Here is a 17,242-nt window from a genome sequence, read left to right on the forward strand (position 1 = left end):
CCCTCCGGGGCCGGGGTGGTCAGGCGGCCGGGACCTCCAGTCGGCTGATCCGCAGTCCGCCGTCGTCCGCGCCCGGGTGTCCGCTCGTCATGGCCAGCCTCAGCCGTGAGCCGCGGACACCGTCGAAGGTGATCACGGTCGGCGCGTCGGACGCGTCGGCCCAGTCGACCGTGGTCTTCCGCACGGGCGTACAGCGGTGCCCGTCCCACACCGACACCTCGACGGTCGCCGGCCGGGTGTGGGTCGCGTCGACGGTGAAGGAGACCTCGACGCGGTCGATCCGGCGGGGGCGCGCCCAGGCGACCGAGACCCAGTCGCCGGCCCGGGCCCCACCGAAGGCGGGGAGCAGGGCGGTCGCCGACTTGTAGAAGGCGTTGGACCACCCGGTGGTGGGGTCGCCGTCGAGCATCGCGGCCGGAAGGCTGTCCGTCCGGCCCGAGTAACTGGAGTCGGGCAGCGGGTAGTTCGGGGCGGCGGGGTGCTCGGGGGCGAAGCGTGCCGCGGGGGTGGTGGCGCCCTGTCCGGCGGCCGTGGCGCGTACCGTCGCGGTGCCCGCGTGGAGCCCCTCGGCGCGGCCGGTCACCTTCAGCGCGCCCGCCCGTGTTCCGGACCGGACGATGGCGAGTGCCCTGCCGTGGAAGGCGGTTCGGGTACTCGCCTGGTAGCGCTCGGCGCTCTCCTGACGGCCGTTGTCGAGACCGGCGAGCGATCCGCCGTCGGCGTCGAACGTGATGAGGTGCTCCGCGTCGGGCACCACGACTCCCCGGGCGTCGACGACCTCGGCGGTCACGAACACCAGGGACCGGCCGTCCGCCGCGAGCGACGGACGGTCGGGGGTCAGACGGACGGCGTGCGGGGCTCCGGCCGTCCGCAGCACGTCGGTCGCGACGACGCGGCCCGCACGCCGGGCCACCGCCTTCAACTCCCCCGGACGGTAGGGGACTTTCCAGGCGAGGTGCAGTTTTCCGGCGCTGCCGTTCGGGCTGGTGTAGCTCCCGGGATACGGGCCGTCGGTGAACGTCTTGTCGTCACCGGTCGCCTCCGTGGTCTCCAGGTAGGCCCGCCCGTCGGTGGTCCTCTTGGTGTCGAACGCGCGCGTGCCGAGGGACGTGCCGTTGAGGAACAGTTCCACGGTCTCGACGTTCGCGTAGGCCCAGACCTCGACGGTCTCCCCCGCCCGGTGGTTCCAGCTCATGGGCAGCAGGTGGACCATGGGCTCGCTCGTCCACTGGCTCCTGAACAGGTGGTACATGTCCTTCGGGAAGCCCGCCGTGTCGACCGCGCCGAAGAAGGACGCCTTCACCGGGAACACGTCGTAGGGCGTGGGTTCCCCGATGTAGTCGATACCGGACCAGAGGAACTGCCCCGCGAACCACCGGCGGTCACGGTCCTTCTTGTGCCCGTACTCACCGCTCATCGTCCAGGAGGCGAGGTTGTTGTCGTAGGAGGAGACGGCCCGCCGGCCCGGGGTGTGGTTCTCCCCGGTGTTGAGGTGTTCCGGCTCCTGGTACGTGGAACGGGTGGACGTCTCGGACGACGACTCGGACTCGAAGAGGAACAGGTGCGGGTAGGCGGCGTGCAGGGCGTCGACGGACCTGGCGGTGTTGTAGTTGAGGCCGAGGCCGTCGAGCTTGGCGAGCATGAGGTCGGCCGCCGACCCCTTCGCCGGCAGCCGGCGGTACTTGTCCGAGCCGATGACGAGCGGACGGGTGTCGTCCGCCGCCTTCACCGCCCCGATGATCCGGTCGGCCATGGCGAGGCCGGCGGTGGAGGTGGAGTCGGGTATCTCGTTGCCGATGGACCACAGCACCACGGCGGGCGAGTTGCGGGCGGCGAGGACCATCTCCGTGGCGTCCTTCTCGCACCACTCGTCGAAGAAGCGCCCGTAGTCGTGGGTCGTCTTGCCGCTGCGCCAGCAGTCGAAGGCCTCCACCATCATCACGATGCCGAGCTCCTCGCAGACCTCGACGATCTGTGGCGAGGGCGGATTGTGCGAGGTACGGAAGGCGTTGACTCCCATCGACTTCATGATGGTCATCTGGCGGCGCACCGCGTCGACGCTGATCGCCGCGCCGAGCGCGCCCTGGTCGTGGTGCAGGTCGACGCCCTTGATCTTGGTGTGGGCGCCGTTGAGGTGGAAACCCTCGTCCGGGTCGAAGCGGAAGGTGCGGATGCCGAAGCGGGTGCTGTACGTGTCGACGACGGTGGCCCCGACCCGTAGTTCGGTCTCCAGCGTGTAGCGGTGCCCGGGGGTCGCGAAGTCCCACAACCTGGGCTTCTCGACCGCCAGTTCGTGGGTCACGTCGGCGCGGTCACCGACACCGACCGTGCTCCCGGCGCGAGCCGCGGTACGCCCGTCGGGACCGACGATCCGGGACGTCACCCGGACATCGGCGGCGGCTCCGGAGTCGTTGACGACCGTCGTGCGGGCCCGGACGACCGCCCGTTCCCCGTCGACCTCGGGCGTCGTGACCTGCGTCCCCCACCGCGCCACATGGACCGGACCGGTCACGACCAGGCGGGCCTCACGGTAGATGCCGCTGCCCGAGTACCAACGGCTGCTGGGGAGTTGGTTGCGCACCTGGACCGCGATCACGTTCTCGGTGCTGCCGTCCGTGTGCAACAGCCCCGTCAGGTCGAAGGCGAATCCGGTGTACCCGTACGGGTGACGGCCCACCTCTTGGCCGTTGCAGTACACGGAGGCGTCCATGTACACGCCGTCGAACTCGACGGAGATCCGCAGGCCGGTGACGGCGGAGGGCAGGGTGAAGGCGGTCCGGTACCAGCCGAGGCCGCCGGGGAAGAAGCCGGTGCCGCTGGTGGTCCCGTGCTCCGTGGTGGGCGTCCGCTCGATGCTCCAGTCGTGCGGCACGGCCACCGAACGCCACGCCGAGTCGTCGTACCCGGGCCGCTCGGCCCCCTCGTAGGCGCCGGAGGGGTCGGTGACACCGCCCGCGTCGGCCAGCGCGAAGCGCCAGCCGTCCCGCAGCGCGATCGTCCGCCGCCCCGTGCCGCGGCCGGGGACCGCCGCGGCGCCGTCCGCTCCCGCGAGGGCCCCGACGGCGGGGACAGCCGTTCCTGCGATCAGTACCGACCGTCGAGTGACCGTCATGGCGGCTCTCCCCCATCAGGGCGCAGAAGTCATCACTATTGATCGTGAACAAACAGATTCTGACGGGAGGCAACACGGGACCGTCAAGGGTCCTGACACCACTTCCCCCCCGGCCTTCACATCGGCCGAAAACCTCCGTACGAATGGCTGTCGGGAGCATCCCCGTTCGGGGGTGCCCGTGCCGTACAGGCCCTAGGCTGGAAGCGGAATGACGCGCTTGTTCACTGTGGGTGTGCGCAAGGGAAAGTGGCGACGATGAGCCCGGTCCATCCTCTCGACGAAGCCGCCACTGCACGGGCGGTCATCGACGGGAACGGCATCCTGGTCCGCTGGAGCGAAGGCGCCCGGCGGCTGCTGGGGCACGCCTCCGAGGAGGTCGAGGGACGCCCGGCCGCCGAACTGCTGGCCCCCGGGGTGGAGATCGAACCGCCCGGCCCCGCGGGCCGCCGCTGGGACGGCGTGCTCGCTCTGCGTCACCGCGACGGACGGGTCGTCGACGTCTGGCTGCTCGCCCACCACCTCGACGGCACCGACGACTGGCTGCTGGTCACCCCGCTGGACGGCCTGCGTCCCCGCGCCCAGGACGACTCCCTGATCCGCGCGGTACTCACCCAGTCACCCTGCGCCATGGCCGTCTACGACGAGCGGCTCCGGCTGTACGGGATCAACGACGCCATGTCCCAGGTGATGGGCCTCCCCGAGGACCGGATCCGGGGCCTGACCGTCGCGGAGATCGGCGGGAAACCTGCCAGCAGGGAGATGGAACGCGAGATGGCCGACGTCCTCGCCTCCGGCCGGGGACGCGACGTGGAGACGTACGCGCGCGCCGGCGGTGAGGACCGGGCGCACGCCTGGCTCGCCAGGATCGCCCCGTTGACCGACGCCGAAGGGCGGGTGCGCGGGGTGTGCGTCGCCGTGCACGACGTCAGCGAGCAGCACCGGGCCCGCGAGCGGCTCCAGTTGGTCAACGAGGCGAGCGTGCGGATCGGCACCACCCTCGACGTCACCCGGACGGCTCAGGAACTCGCCGACGTCTGCGTGCCGGCCCTCGCCGACTTCGTCAGCGTCGATCTCCTGGACCCGCCGGAGAACGGCGGCGAGTACCGCTCCGAGCCGCCCACCGCCCCGGTCACGCTGCGCCGCGCCGCCCACCGGTCGGTGAACCCGGGCTCGCCCGAGGCGGTCGTGCCGCCCGGCACCCTCGACGTCTACCCGGCGTCCTCCCCGCAGGCCGACTCCCTGGTCGCCGGCCGACCGCTCGTCGCACCGAACGCCGACGGCACGCTGGAGCAGTGGCTCGCCTGGGACGAGCGCCGCGGCAAGCGCGTCGCCGAGTACGGCGTCCACACCACCATGTCGGTGCCCATCGCGGCCCGCGGCAAGACCCTCGGCGTCGCCGTCCTCAGCCGGTTCTCCCGGCCCGAACCGTTCACCGCCGACGACGTACTGCTCGCCGAGGAGGTCACGGCCAGGGCCGCCGTCTGCATCGACAACGCCCGTCGCTTCTCCCGGGAACGGGAGACCGCGCTGGCACTGCAGCGGAGCCTGCTCCCCCAGTCCCTGCCTCGGACCGCCGCCCTGGAGGCGGCCTCCCGCTATCTGCCCGCGGCGCGTGCCGGGGTCGGAGGCGACTGGTTCGACGTCATCCCGCTGTCCGGGCTGCGGGTCGCCATGGTCGTCGGCGACGTCATCGGCCAGGGCATCCAGGCGTCCGCGACGATGGGCCGGCTGCGGACCGCCGTCCGTACCCTCGCGGACATCGACCTCGCCCCGGACGAACTGCTCACCCACCTCGACGACCTCGTCGTCCGGCTGTCCACCGAAGCCGGCTCCGAGGGCACCACCGGCGAGGTCGGCGCCACCTGTCTGTACGCGGTGTACGACCCGGTCTCGCGCCTCTGCACGCTCGCCCGGGCCGGCCATCCGCCGCCCTTCGTGCTGCCGCCGGACGGGCCGCCCAGTCAGATCGACGTGCCACCGGGACCGGCCCTCGGGCTCGGCGGACTGCCCTTCGAGTCCGTCGAGCTGGAACTGGCCGAGGGCACGGTGCTCGCGCTGTACACCGACGGTCTGATCGAGAGCCGTGAACGCGACGTCGACGCCAGCCACCGGCTGCTGTGCGGGGCCCTGAAGGAGTCCGCGCAGTCCCTGGAGGGGGCGGCCCACGCGATCCTGCGGGCGCTGCTCCCCGCGGGCGGCGCGCCGGACGACGTGGCGCTGCTGCTCGCCCGGACCCACGGACTCGCCGCGTCCAACGTGACGACCTGGGACATCCCGGCCGATCCCGCGCTCGTGGCGCCGGTCCGCAAGCAGGTCGCCGACCAGCTGGACCTCTGGGGGCTGACGGCGGCCACGTTCACGGCGGAGCTGGTGGTGAGCGAACTCGTCACGAACGCCATCCGCTACGGCGACCCGCCCATCCGGCTGCGGCTCATCCACGACGACGAGACGCTGATCTTCGAGGTGTCCGACAGCAGCCACACCGCGCCGCACCTGCGCCGGGCGAAGACCTTCGACGAGGGCGGACGCGGGCTGCTCCTCGTCGCGCAGCTCACGCAGCGCTGGGGCAGCCGGCACACAGCGGAGGGCAAGACCATCTGGGCGGAGTTGTCCCTCCTCGGCGAGGAGTGAGAGCACTCGCGGGGAAAGGGGTGTCACGTCTGATGTGATGGGCCGCGCAGCCATCACCGCCCGGAGGACCGAACCCTGAACAGCCCGCTCACGCCCAGCGTCGTCCCGCTCCTCCCCGGCGGCACCGGTGCGGACGGCACCCCCGTCGCCGACGCGTTCTCCACCGGTCCGGGCGCCCACCTCGCCGCGCCGCTCGCCGCCGCTCTCGGCAGCCCGTTCGCCGAGGCGATGTCCGTCGTCCTGCTCGTGGCCGTCCTCGTCTGCGCCGTGGTGCGGCCGTTCAACTGGCCCGAGGCGGTCGTGGCCGTGCCCGCCGCGGGCCTCGTCCTCGCGACGGGGGCCATCTCCTGGGACCACGCGCGGGCCGAGGCGGGACACCTGGGGCCCGTGATCGGCTTCCTGGCGGCGGTACTCGTCCTCGCCAAGTACTGCGACGACGAAGGGCTCTTCCGGGCCTGCGGCGCGTGGATGGCCCGCTGGGCCGCCGGACAGCCCGGCCGTCTGCTCACCGCGGTCTTCGTGCTCGCCTCGGCGATCACCGCGGTCCTCAGCCTGGACGCCACGATCGTGCTGCTCACCCCGGTCGTGTTCGCGACCGCCGCGCGCATGGGGGCCCGCCCCAAACCGCACGTCTACGCGTGCACGCACCTCTCGAACACGGCCTCGCTCCTCCTGCCGGTCTCCAACCTCACCAACCTGCTCGCGTTCACCACCAGCGGGCTGAGCTTCACCCGGTTCGCCGCGCTGATGGTGCTGCCCTGGCTGGTCGCGATCGGCGCCGAATACCTGGTGTTCCGGCGCTTCTTCGCCCGCGACATCGCGGCGGGCGCCTCCTCCCGGACCGTCGGGGACGCGCCGGAGCTGCCGCTGTTCGCACTCGTCACCGTGGGCTGCACGCTGGCCGGGTTCGTCGTCGCCTCGGCGGTCGGCATCGACCCCGCCTGGTCCGCCACGGCCGGGGCCCTCGTCCTGGCGACGCGCGCGCTCGTCCGCCGCCGCACCACCCCGCTCGCCGTGGTGCGGGCCACCGCGCCGTCGTTCCTCGCCTTCGTCCTCGCGCTCGGCATCGTCGTGCGCGCGGTGGTGGACAACGGACTCGCCGACGCGCTCGGCCGGCTCCTCCCGGACGGCTCCTCCCTGGCCTCGCTGCTCGGTATCGCGGCGATCGCCGCCGTCCTGGCCAACCTGATCAACAACCTGCCGGCGGTCCTCGTCCTGCTGCCGCTGGCCGCCGGATCGGGGTCGGGCGCGGTGCTGGCCGTCCTGCTCGGCGTCAACATCGGGCCCAATCTGACGTACGCGGGTTCCCTGGCGACGCTGCTGTGGCGGCGTATCGTCCATCAGCACGAACACGGCGTCGACCTGAAGGAGTTCACCCGGCTGGGCCTGATCGCCGTGCCCGCGGCGCTGGTGCCCGCCGTACTGGCCCTGTGGGTCTCGCTCCAGGTCATCGGAGGCTGATGGACATGCGGGTCGTTGTCTGGCTGGTCGAGGGAACGTGGCACGCGTGCGTGGACGCCGTCCGCACGCACGCCCCCGGCGCCACCGACGTCGTGCTGCTGCACGTCGCCGACCCGGGTGTGCCCGGGCTCGCGCACGGCGCCTTCGCGGGCCTCCTCGGCCGCGGGCGCTCCGAGCCCGACCCGGGCGACCTCCTGGAGACCCTCGGAACGGCCTCCGGCGCGGAACTCCTCGACGCGGCGGCCGAACGCCTGGGCGGCCGGGCGACGCGGATGGAGCGCGCGGGCCGCGCCGAGCGCGAGGTGGTCGCCGCGGCCGAGGGCGCCGATCTGCTCGTCGTGGCCCGTGACGGGGACCGGGCGCGGCTCGGTCCGCACAGTCTGGGACCGGCCGGGCGCTTCGTCGTCGACCACGCTCCGTGCCCGGTCCTGCTCGTCTGGCCCGAACCGGCACCGGACGTCGCGACGATGCCACCGCCTCCCCCGCACCCGCCCGAGCCCCCGCGCCCGCCGCACCCCCCGCGTCCATAGCCCGCCGCTCGGCGGGTCCCCGAGCGCGCTCCGGAGCCGGCCCCCGCGGGGTGCTGCCGGCTGCGGGGCCGGTCCACGCGGTGATCAGGGCGTACGTGGCCGAAGGGCGACCCCGTGACGCAGGGGCCGCCTTGACGGATCAGGGGCCCACGCGCTTTGATCCTGGCGTGCCGTGGTGCGACCCGGCACGCAGAGGTACGCCCAGCCGGTAGCGGACTCGGTTCAAGTCCGGCCAAAGTCGCCAGGATCGCTCTCAGCGTCCGAGGCGGGGACGTACTCGCGATTGATGGAGCGGACATGCCCCCCGTCAAACGTGCTCTCCGCGCCGGAGTTCTGGGTACTGCCACGACTCTGGCCGGTCTTCTCGCGCTCACCGGCTGCGGTTCGGGGAAGGACACCGACGCCTCGCCGAAGAACCCGCGCAGGACCACCGGCGCCACGGCTCCGTCGTCGACACCGAAGCCGTCCCGGACCTCGGACGAACCCTCGGCCGACGCGGGCAGCCGGTCGTCCGGCTCGCCGAAGCCGACACGCCGTACCGACCCGAAACCGGCCGCCGTCGAACTGCCGCCGCTGCACGCGGGCTTCGACTACCAGATCGGCGGCGCCTACCGCCCGGCCGCGGGGGTCCGCATCGTCAGCCGCGACCGTTCCTCGTCGCCGGCGCCCGGCCTGTACAACATCTGCTACGTCAACGCCTTCCAGGCGCAGCCTGAGGAGCGCGGCCAGTGGCCCGCCGACCTGCTGCTGCGGGACGCGGACGGCAAGGTCGTCGTCGACAAGGACTGGGACGAGGCGCTGCTGGACATCAGCACGCCGGACAAGCGCCGCCGGGTGGCCGCACGCGTCAACCGGTGGATCGACTCGTGCGCCGACAAGGGCTTCGACGCGATCGAGCCGGACAACTACGACAGCTACACGCGCTCGCGGAAGCTGCTGACCGCGGACGACGCGACCGCCTTCATCTCCCTGCTGTCGGCGCACGCGCACGCCCGGCATCTGGCGATCGGGCAGAAGAACACCGTCGAACTGTCCGGGGCCAGGTCCCGGGCCGGGCTCGACTTCGCGGTGGCGGAGGAGTGCGGCGAGTACGACGAGTGCGGCGAGTACGCGAAGGCGTTCCACGACCGGGTGGTCGTCATCGAGTACACCGACCGCGGTCTGCGCAAGGCCCGGGCGGCCTTCGGGAACCGGCTGAGCATCGTGCGCCGGGACGTGCTGGTCTCGACGCCCGGCAGCGCGGACTACGTCCGCCGGACCCGCTGACAGGGGGCCGGGATGACCCGCGCGATACCGCGGCGCCGGCTGGTCCTGGGCGCGGCGGCGGCCGGCGCTCTCGCCGGCTGCGCCGGCCCGTCGGACGGCGTCGGCTCGGACGGCCGAGTGACCGTCGAGCTGTGGCACGGCCAGAACGACACGGCCCGCAAGGCCGTGGAGGCTCTCGTCGCCGAGTTCAACCGCACGCATCCGCGCATCCGCGTGGACAGTTCGGGCGGCGGGGTGCTGGCCGACGCGATGCTCCAGAAGGTGACGGCAGCGCTCGCCGCCGGCTCCTACCCCGACATCGCCTACGTCTTCGGCTCGGACCTCGCGAGCGTCGCCCGCAGTCCCCGGGTGGTCGACCTGACGTCCGCACTGCGTGGCGGCAGCCCGCCGTGGAACTCGTTCTGGCCGCCGGTCCGGGACGCCGTCACCGTCAACGGCGCCGTGCGGGCGGCTCCGGCGGCCCTCGACTCGCTGGCCGTCGTCTACAACAGGAAGCTGTTCCGGCAGGCCGGGATCCCCTTCCCCGAGGCCGGTTGGACCTGGGACGCGTTCGTCGACACCGCGCGCAGGCTCACCGACTCCGGTCGGGGCGTGTTCGGCACGGGCTGGCCCGGCACGGGCGACGAGGACACCGTCTGGCGGCTGTGGCCGATGATCTGGGACCTGGGCGGCGACGTGGTCGCCGCCGACGGCAAGGGCATCGGGTTCGCCGGACAGGGCGCCCGGGCCCTTGGGACCCTCGCCCGGCTGGCCCGCGACAAGAGCGTCTACATCGACCCGAAGACCGGCAGCGAGCAGATGTACCAGGTGTTCCTGGGCGGCCGCATGGGCATGGTGGCGACCGGGCCCTGGCAACTGCCCGACATCGGCGCCGCGAAGGTCGACTACGGCGTCGTCCCGCTTCCGTCGTACAGCGGCAGGCCGGTCACCATCTCCGGCCCGGACACGTGGACCGTGTTCGACAACGGCTCGGCCCGCTCGCGGGCGTCCGTCGAGTTCGTCCGGTGGATGGTCCAGCCGTCGCAGGACGCCCGCTGGGACATCTCCGCCGGCGGACTGCCGCTCAGCTCGGCCACGGCCCGCCGGGCCGAGTGGCGCCGGCACGCGGAGACGACCACGGGCCTCGACGTGTTCACCACCGCGCTGGACTCCGCCCGGGTCCGGCCGGTGCACGCGGCCTACCCACAGATCTCCCAGGCACTCGGTGAGGCCGTCGTCTCGGTCCTGCTCGGCAAGGACTCCCCCGCGCACGCCATCCGCCGGTGCGCGGACCAGGCCGACGCGGCCCTGCTCATCCCCCGGTGACGTCTCCCCGAGACGCTCCCCCGCTGACTTCCAGGTGAAGGAGGCCGTCATGTCCACTCTTCCCCGCGCCCTCACGCTCCCCCCGGGCGCCACCGTGAACCCCGCCGCCGCCCGACGTGCCGCCCGTCGCCGTTCCCGTCGCGAGACCGCCACGGCCTGGGGCTTCGTCAGCCCGGCCGTCGTCGTCATCCTCGGGCTGAGCATCGTGCCCGTCGTGTGGTCGCTGCTGCTCTCCTTCCGCGCCGACGACCTGGTCACCCCGGGCCGCTGGGTCGGCCTCGACAACTACCGCGCACTCGCCCAGGACCCCAACTTCCGTACGGCGGTGGGCAACACGCTGGTGTACACCGCGCTGTACGTGCCGCTCAGCCTGGTCGGCGGGCTCATGCTCGCGCTGGCGCTGAACCGCCGTATCCGTTTCATCGGCCTCTACCGCACCCTCGTCTTCGTCCCGTTCGTGGTGTCGGCCACCGCGCAGGGCGTGCTGTTCTCCTTCATCCTCGACCCCGAGTTCGGCGTCGGGAACGCCCTGCTGCACCAGCTCGGCATCTCCTCGCAGGGTTTTCTCACCGACCCGGACCAGGCGATCTACCTGCTGGTTCTCATCTCGCTGTGGAGCGGCGTCGGCTTCTGCGTCGTGGTCTACCTGGCCGCGCTCCAGGACGTGCCGCCCGAACTCGTGGAGTCCGCACGGATCGACGGGGCCGGCCGCTGGCGCGTGCTGCGCCACATCACCCTGCCGACCCTCACGCCGGTCACCGTGTTCCTGCTGTTGTGGCAGCTGATCACGGCGCTCCAGGTCTTCGACCTGATCTACGTGACCACGAAGGGCGGCCCCCTGGGCTCGACCGCCGTGGTCGTCTACTTCGTCTGGCAGCAGGCGTTCCAGATGTTCACGGCGGGCTACGGAGCCGCGGCGGCGTACGTCCTCGCGGTGGCCCTGCTGCTGGCGGGCGGCGCCCTGCGACTGGCCCGGCGCCGGCAGGGACGTACGGAAGGAGCTGTCCGATGAGTTCACCCGGGACCTCGCGGCGGCCGAGCGGCTGGCATCTGGCGCTGGCGCCGCTGGCGCTGGCCTTCGCGCTGCCGCTGCTGTGGCTGGTCCTCAGCTCGGTGATGTCCGACGCGGAGATCAACCGGTTCCCGCCCGCTCTGTGGCCGAAGGGCATCGACCTGGGCGGCTACCGCTACGTGCTCGGGAACGCCATGTTCCCCCGCTGGTTCGCCAATTCGCTGATCGTCGCGTCGGTGGCCGTCCTGTCGAACCTGCTGCTCGGGGCGCTCGGCGGCTACGCGTTCGCCCGGATGCGGTTCGCCGGATCGCGGCTGCTGCTCGGTCTGATGCTGGCGACGATGGTGATCCCCTTCCAGCTCACGATGATCCCCACGTTCCTGGTGATGAAGGAGTTGGGGCTCATCGACACGCTCGGGGCGCTGATCGTGCCGTCACTCGTCACGCCGTTCGCGGTCTTCCTGTTCCGGCAGTTCTTCCTCGCCCTGCCCAGGGAGATGGAGGAGGCGGCCTGGATCGACGGGTGTTCGCGGCTTCGGGTGCTCTTCTCGATCGTGCTTCCACTGGCCCGGCCGGCCCTCGCCACGGTCGCCGTGCTCACCTTCCTGAGCACCTGGAACGACCTGTCGTGGCCGCTCATCGCGATCAACCACGACACCCAGTACACCCTGCAACTCGGCCTGACGACGTTTCAGGGGCAGCACCACACACGGTGGTCCGCGGTGATGGCGGGCAACGTGATCACGGTGCTGCCCGTGCTGGTGGCGTTCCTGCTCGCGCAGAAGACGTTCGTCCAGTCGCTCACGTCCAGCGGTCTGAAGGGCTAGGCCATGACGAGATCCTTCGATCTGCTGGTCGTCGGCGACGCCAACCCGGACGTCGTGGTGGGTCCGCTGCGGGGCCCTCTGCGGTTCGGCCAGCGCGAACAGCTCGTCGAGCACGGCGGGTTGGTGCTCGGCGGCTCCGCGGCGATCATGGCGTGCGGGGCGGCGCGGCTCGGGCTGCGGGTCGCGTTCGCGGGCCGGGTCGGCGACGATCCGGCGGGCGCCTTCGTACGCGCCGCGCTCGCAGGGGGCGGCGTCGACGTCGGCTCCCTGGTGACGGACCCGGCTCTGCCCACCCCGCTCACCACCGTCGTCACGGCCGGGGACGGGGACCGGGCCATCCTCACCGCGCCCGGCTGTCTCACGGCGACCGGACCCGAGGACGTACCTCGGGATCTCCTCGCGGCGTCCCGGCACGTGCACGCGGCGTCGTTCTTTCTGATGCCCCGTCTGGCACTCTCCCTCGGCGGGCTGTTCGCCCTGGCCCGTGATCTGGGCACGACCACCTCGCTCGACACCAACGACGACCCGGCCGGGCTCTGGGACAGGGAACTCCTGGACCCGGTGCTGAAGGTCACCGACGTCCTGCTGCCCAACGCGGCGGAGGCGTGCGCGCTGGCCGGGGAGTCCGAACTGGGCCTGGCCGCCGTCTTCCTGGCCGGACAGGGGCCGACGGTCGTGGTCAAGGACGGTGCCGAGGGCGCCCTCGCCTGCGTGGCGACCCGGCTGACGCGGGTCCCGGCGACACCGGTCGACCCCGTGGACACGGTCGGCGCCGGCGACAGCTTCGACGCCGGGTTCGTCGCCGCGACCCTGCGCGGTCTCGACCTGCCCGCCTCGCTCGCGGTGGCCGCGTCCTGCGGTTCGCTGTCGACGCGCGCCCACGGCGGGACCGCCGCCCAGCCGACGTGGGACGAGGCGACCGCCGCGGCCGGGTACACCTCCTCGGACCCGAACACCCCTCTGCCCGGCAGCACTTCGCAGGACCTCAGCACCCCCGACACCTGGAGCCGTACATGAACGACGTCACCGCCCCGAAGATCGCCTTCATCGGAGCCGGGAGCGTGGTGTTCACCCAGGGACTGCTGGCCGACCTGTTCACCTTCCCGGAACTCGCGCACGCGCGGATCGCGTTGCACGACATCGACGCGGAACGGCTGGACACGGCCGAGGGCGCCGCCCGGTACATCGCGGGCGTCCGGGGCGCCAAGCCCGTGATCACCACCCACCGCGACCGGCGGGCGGCGCTCGCGGACGCGGACTTCGTCATCAACATCATCCAGGTCGGGATGGACAGCGCCACCCGGACGGACTTCGACATCCCCGCGCGCTACGGCCTGCGCCAGACCATCGGGGACACGCTCGGCATCGGCGGCATCTTCCGCGCCCTGCGCACCTTCCCCGTGCTCCGTTCCCTCGCCTCCGACATGGCCGAACTCTGCCCGCAGGCGCTGCTGTTGAACTACACCAATCCGATGGCGATGAACGCCCTCTACCTGAACCGCGTCGCGCCCGCCCTGCGGGTGACGGGTCTGTGCCACTCGGTGTACTGGACGATGCACGACCTCGCCCAGCTCGTCGGGGTCCCCTTCGAGGAGGTCACCTATCTGGCGGCCGGGGTCAACCACCAGGCGTGGGTGCTGCGGTTCGAGCGCGCGGGCCAGGACCTCCACCCCCTCCTGGACGAGGTGATCGCGCGGGACCCGGAGCTGCTGCGCCGGGTGCGTGTGGACATGTACCGCCGGCTCGGCCACTACCCGACGGAGACCAGCGAGCACTCCTCGGAGTACGTGCCGTGGTACCTGCACCACGACAGCGAGATCGAGCGCCTCAGGCTGCCGGTCGGCGCCTATCTCGACATCATCGAGGAGAACGCGGAGAGCTATGTGCGCACCCGCGAGTCCCTCGCCTCGGGTACACCCCTGCCGGTCGAGGGAACCCTGGAGTACGCCCCGCAGATCATCCACAGCGTCCTCACCGGCACCCCCCGCACGGTCTACGGCAACGTGCCCAACCGCGGGCTGATCGACAACCTTCCCGCCGACAGCGTCGTCGAAGTGCCCTGCCTGGTCGACGCGTTGGGGGTGCAGCCCACCCGGGTCGGCGCGCTGCCGCCGCAGTGCGCGGCGCTGAACAGCGCGTACGTCGCCGTCAACGACCTGGTGGTCCGCGCCGCGACCGACGACGAACCGCGTCACATCCGGCACGCCGCGATGGCCGACCCGGCGACCGCGGCGGCCCTCCCGGTCGAGCGCATCTGGGACCTGTGCGACGACCTCGTACGGGCCCACGGGGACCTGCTGCAGCCGGAGTTGCGGGTCGAACTCGGCCACTGAGCCGCGCGGGAGAGCGGACGGGCAGGAGGGCGGACGCGACGGCGCCGGCCGGACAACGGGCCCGGCCGACGCGGGAGTTCACAGGAGATGCAGGTCGCGGGCTCGCCGTACCGCCTCACCCCGGCGGGTCGCGGCGAGCTTGCGGTAGACGCTCTTGAGGTGGGTCTTGACCGTGTTGACGGACAGATGGAGGTCGGCGGCGATCTCGTCCCGCGACATCATCTGCGCCAGACGCTCCAGCACTTCGCGCTCGCGTTCGCTGAGCGGCTCGACCACCGGCACGAGGTCCTCGGACGGGCCCGGCCGCCGGCTTCCGGCCGCGGCCACCGCCGGGAGCCATTCGTGTCCCTGCGCCAGCGCGGGCCGGCGCCGCACGAGCGCCGGCAGCCAGGGGCCCGCCTCCACGAACGGCCGCCTCAGGTGCTCGGGGCGGGCCTCCCGCAGGGCACGCGCCACCAGCCGCTGGGCGGTGAGATCGTCGCCCAGGGTCTCCACGGCCTGTGCCCGGGCCAGCAGCACGCGGACCGTCGTGCCCAGCCCCTCGTCCCGCTCGGTGGGCAGCGCGTCGAGCAGGGCCAGCGCCCCCGCCGCGTCACCGCCGGCGAGCCGCGCCCGGGCGGCCGCCGCCGTGACCTCCGGCCCGTCCCCTCCGGGCCCGTCCCCTGCGAGTGCGTCCAGTGCGGCGGGCGGGTCCCCCAGAGCCAGGTGGGCGGCGGACAGCAGCAGGGCGGCCTGCTCGTCGGCCCACGGCGAGGGTTCGACCCCACGGGGACGCCTCAGCTCCTCCAGGACGCGTGCCGCTTCCTTCGGGTGTCCCTTGGCGAGCAGGGTCCGTGCGCGCACGAGACCGAGTTCGGCGATCGCGACGGGATCGCGCGAGGCCGTCGAGGAGGCGGTCGCCTGGTCCAGGTGGGTCTGCGCCGCGGCGAGGTCGTCCCGGTCGACGGCGACCGCCGCGAGGACCAGCTGGGCCACGCCCGTCCGGGCGCCGGGCGGCAGACCGGAGCGTTCCGCCTCGCCGACCGCGGCCCGCGCGTGCGCCTCCGCGCGGCCCGGCCGGCCGTGCAGGAAGTCGATCAGGGCGAGCCTGCTGAGCGACTCGTGGCGCGGATAGGCGGTGGCCGGTCCGTCGTCGGTGCGCGCCGCGGCGGTCAGGGCGGCGACGGCGTCGTCGAAGTGCCCCGCCCACAACTGCGCCGATCCCAGGTCGGTGAGCATCAGGGCGGACAGCTCCGGATGTCGCCCGAGGCGTTCGGCGGGCAGTCCGCGCTCCGCCGCCCTCATGTCCTCCGCCGCCGCCCGCGCCAGGTCGGCGGAGCCCGTCAGCCGTGCGGCCAGGACCCGGAGCAAGGCGTGGCTCAGCCGCAGGGCGGCCGTGTCCTCGTCCTCGGCGGACAGTCCCTCCGCCGCGCGGCGGAGGTGGTCGAGGCCGCGGACGACGTCGCGGCGGCCGAGTTCGCGGGCGGCGCGCACCAGGCAGGCGGCCGGGCCGGCCATGTCCGGGGGCATGCCGGCGAAGAGTCCGTCGAGGCGTTCGGCGTCGAGTCCCGTCAGCAGCCGGCCGATGGCCAGTTCGTCGATGAGCCGGCCCGCCGCGAGATCCCATTCGCCCGCCCCCGCGGCGTGCGGCAGCGCCTCCGCGAGGAGCCCCGCGTCGCTCAGCCAGCGGGCCGCACGCCGGTGCAGCTCGGGTTCGAGGCCAGGGTCCCTGACGTGCAGATGGACGCGGAGGATCTCCGCGAAGAGGGGGTGCAGCCGGTACCAGCCGTGTCCGATGGCCTCGACGAACGCGTTGGCGTGCTGCAGCCCGGCCAGGATGGCCTGCGCGTCGTCCCGGCCCGTCAGGACGTCGGCGAGGTCCGGGTGGATCTGGTCGAGGACGCTCGTCCGCAGCAGCAGGTCCTGTGTCTCGTCCGACTGCGCCTCGAGCACCTCGGCCAGCAGGAAGTCGGCGAGGGTGCTCTGTCCGGCCTCGAAGTTCTTGATGAAGGTGTCCGGATCGTCCGCGCCCCGCGCGGCGAGGATGCACAGTCGCAGGCCGGCCGCCCAGCCGCCGGTCCATTCGGTCAGCGCCCGCGTCCCGTCGTCCGACAGGCTCAGGTCGTGGTGGCGCAGCAGGTCGACCGTCTCGTCCACGGCGAAGGCCAGGTCGGCGCCGCGCACCTCGGCGACCGCTCCGGCGGCGCGGTAGCGGTGCAACGGCAGCTGGGGCTCCGTACGGCTGACGAGCACCAGGCGCAGTCCGCCGCCCGCGTGGCTCAGGACGAACTGGACTTCCTCCGCGACCGCGGGTGAGGCTCCCGCCCGGTCGAAGTCGTCGAGCACCAGGACCACGGGATCCGCGCGCTCGCTCAGCCAGGCGGCGAGCCGGGTCAGCAGGGAGCGGTCCACGTCACCGGGGCCGGCCGGGCTGCCCACTCCGTCCGGTACGGCCACGCCGTGCCGCCGCAGGGACTCCAGTACGTACGTCCAGAAGATGCCGGGTCCCGCGTCCTCGTGCTCGACCGTCAGCCAGGCCATGTCGCCGGGGTGTTCCCGTGTGGAGACCCAGTGGGCGACGAGGAGGGTCTTGCCCGCGCCCGCCGGTCCGTTGACCAGGGTCAGGGGGCCCTGGACGCCCCGGGCCAGCCGGTCGACCAGGCGTGCTCTGCGCACGAATGTCTCGGTGAGGTCCGGGACGGCGAACCGCACGGCGAGCAGGGGATCACCGCCCGGTGTCAGAAGCCCTGCCATGGGGTCGGCCTCCGCGATCTCTCGGCTGCGGC

The 17,242-nt window shown here is 72.8% G+C and carries 11 protein-coding genes; 9 read left to right on the forward strand and 2 right to left on the reverse strand.

Annotated elements, in window-relative coordinates; translation table 11 throughout:
- Nucleotides 1–19 precede the first annotated feature (19 nt).
- On the reverse strand, nt 20–3,112 hold the full coding sequence (locus tag ACIRQH_RS05245) for a glycoside hydrolase family 2 TIM barrel-domain containing protein (RefSeq protein WP_404224308.1): 3,093 nt from the start codon (nt 3,110–3,112) through the stop codon (nt 20–22).
- A 255-nt stretch (nt 3,113–3,367) separates the two neighbouring features.
- Between ACIRQH_RS05245 and ACIRQH_RS05250 the strand changes: the two genes are divergently transcribed.
- The 9 genes from ACIRQH_RS05250 to ACIRQH_RS05290 all read left to right on the forward strand — a co-directional run bounded on the left by ACIRQH_RS05250 (nt 3,368) and on the right by ACIRQH_RS05290 (nt 14,477).
- A complete protein-coding gene (locus ACIRQH_RS05250; RefSeq protein WP_388870718.1) occupies nt 3,368–5,743 on the forward strand; it encodes a SpoIIE family protein phosphatase in 2,376 nt (791 codons plus the stop codon).
- A gap of 228 nt (nt 5,744–5,971) precedes the next feature.
- On the forward strand, nt 5,972–7,204 hold the full coding sequence (locus ACIRQH_RS05255; protein ID WP_358815865.1) for an arsenic transporter: 1,233 nt from the start codon (nt 5,972–5,974) through the stop codon (nt 7,202–7,204).
- Between the two features lie 5 nt (nt 7,205–7,209).
- Nucleotides 7,210–7,734 (forward strand): universal stress protein, encoded by a 525-nt coding sequence (locus tag ACIRQH_RS05260; protein WP_388870724.1) that lies wholly within the window; start codon nt 7,210–7,212, stop codon nt 7,732–7,734.
- Nucleotides 7,735–8,031: 297 nt separating this feature from the next.
- Nucleotides 8,032–9,000, forward strand: coding sequence for an endo alpha-1,4 polygalactosaminidase (locus tag ACIRQH_RS05265; protein ID WP_404224310.1), 969 nt, complete (start codon nt 8,032–8,034; stop codon nt 8,998–9,000).
- Nucleotides 9,001–9,012: 12 nt separating this feature from the next.
- Nucleotides 9,013–10,305: an ABC transporter substrate-binding protein gene (locus ACIRQH_RS05270; RefSeq protein ID WP_404224312.1), complete on the forward strand. Its 1,293-nt coding sequence runs from the start codon at nt 9,013–9,015 to the stop codon at nt 10,303–10,305.
- A gap of 49 nt (nt 10,306–10,354) precedes the next feature.
- Nucleotides 10,355–11,317, forward strand: coding sequence for a carbohydrate ABC transporter permease (locus ACIRQH_RS05275; RefSeq protein ID WP_404224314.1), 963 nt, complete (start codon nt 10,355–10,357; stop codon nt 11,315–11,317).
- Nucleotides 11,314–12,144, forward strand: a complete 831-nt coding sequence (locus ACIRQH_RS05280) for a carbohydrate ABC transporter permease (RefSeq protein ID WP_081220663.1) — start codon at nt 11,314–11,316, stop codon at nt 12,142–12,144. The genes ACIRQH_RS05275 and ACIRQH_RS05280 overlap by 4 nt, the downstream gene beginning before the upstream one ends.
- A 3-nt stretch (nt 12,145–12,147) precedes the next feature.
- Complete coding sequence (locus ACIRQH_RS05285; protein ID WP_404224316.1) at nt 12,148–13,161, forward strand: carbohydrate kinase family protein; 1,014 nt, start codon at nt 12,148–12,150, stop codon at nt 13,159–13,161.
- A complete protein-coding gene (locus tag ACIRQH_RS05290; RefSeq protein ID WP_358815859.1) occupies nt 13,158–14,477 on the forward strand; it encodes an alpha-glucosidase/alpha-galactosidase in 1,320 nt (439 codons plus the stop codon). Before ACIRQH_RS05285 ends, ACIRQH_RS05290 begins: the two co-directional genes overlap by 4 nt.
- A gap of 78 nt (nt 14,478–14,555) precedes the next feature.
- On the opposite strand, the gene ACIRQH_RS05295 is transcribed toward ACIRQH_RS05290, so the two are convergent.
- A complete protein-coding gene (locus tag ACIRQH_RS05295; protein ID WP_404224318.1) occupies nt 14,556–17,210 on the reverse strand; it encodes a LuxR C-terminal-related transcriptional regulator in 2,655 nt (884 codons plus the stop codon).
- Nucleotides 17,211–17,242: the final 32 nt, after the last annotated feature.

Origin of the sequence: Streptomyces sp. NPDC102279 (assembly GCF_044766365.1) — a bacterium.
Lineage (GTDB): Bacteria > Actinomycetota > Actinomycetes > Streptomycetales > Streptomycetaceae > Streptomyces.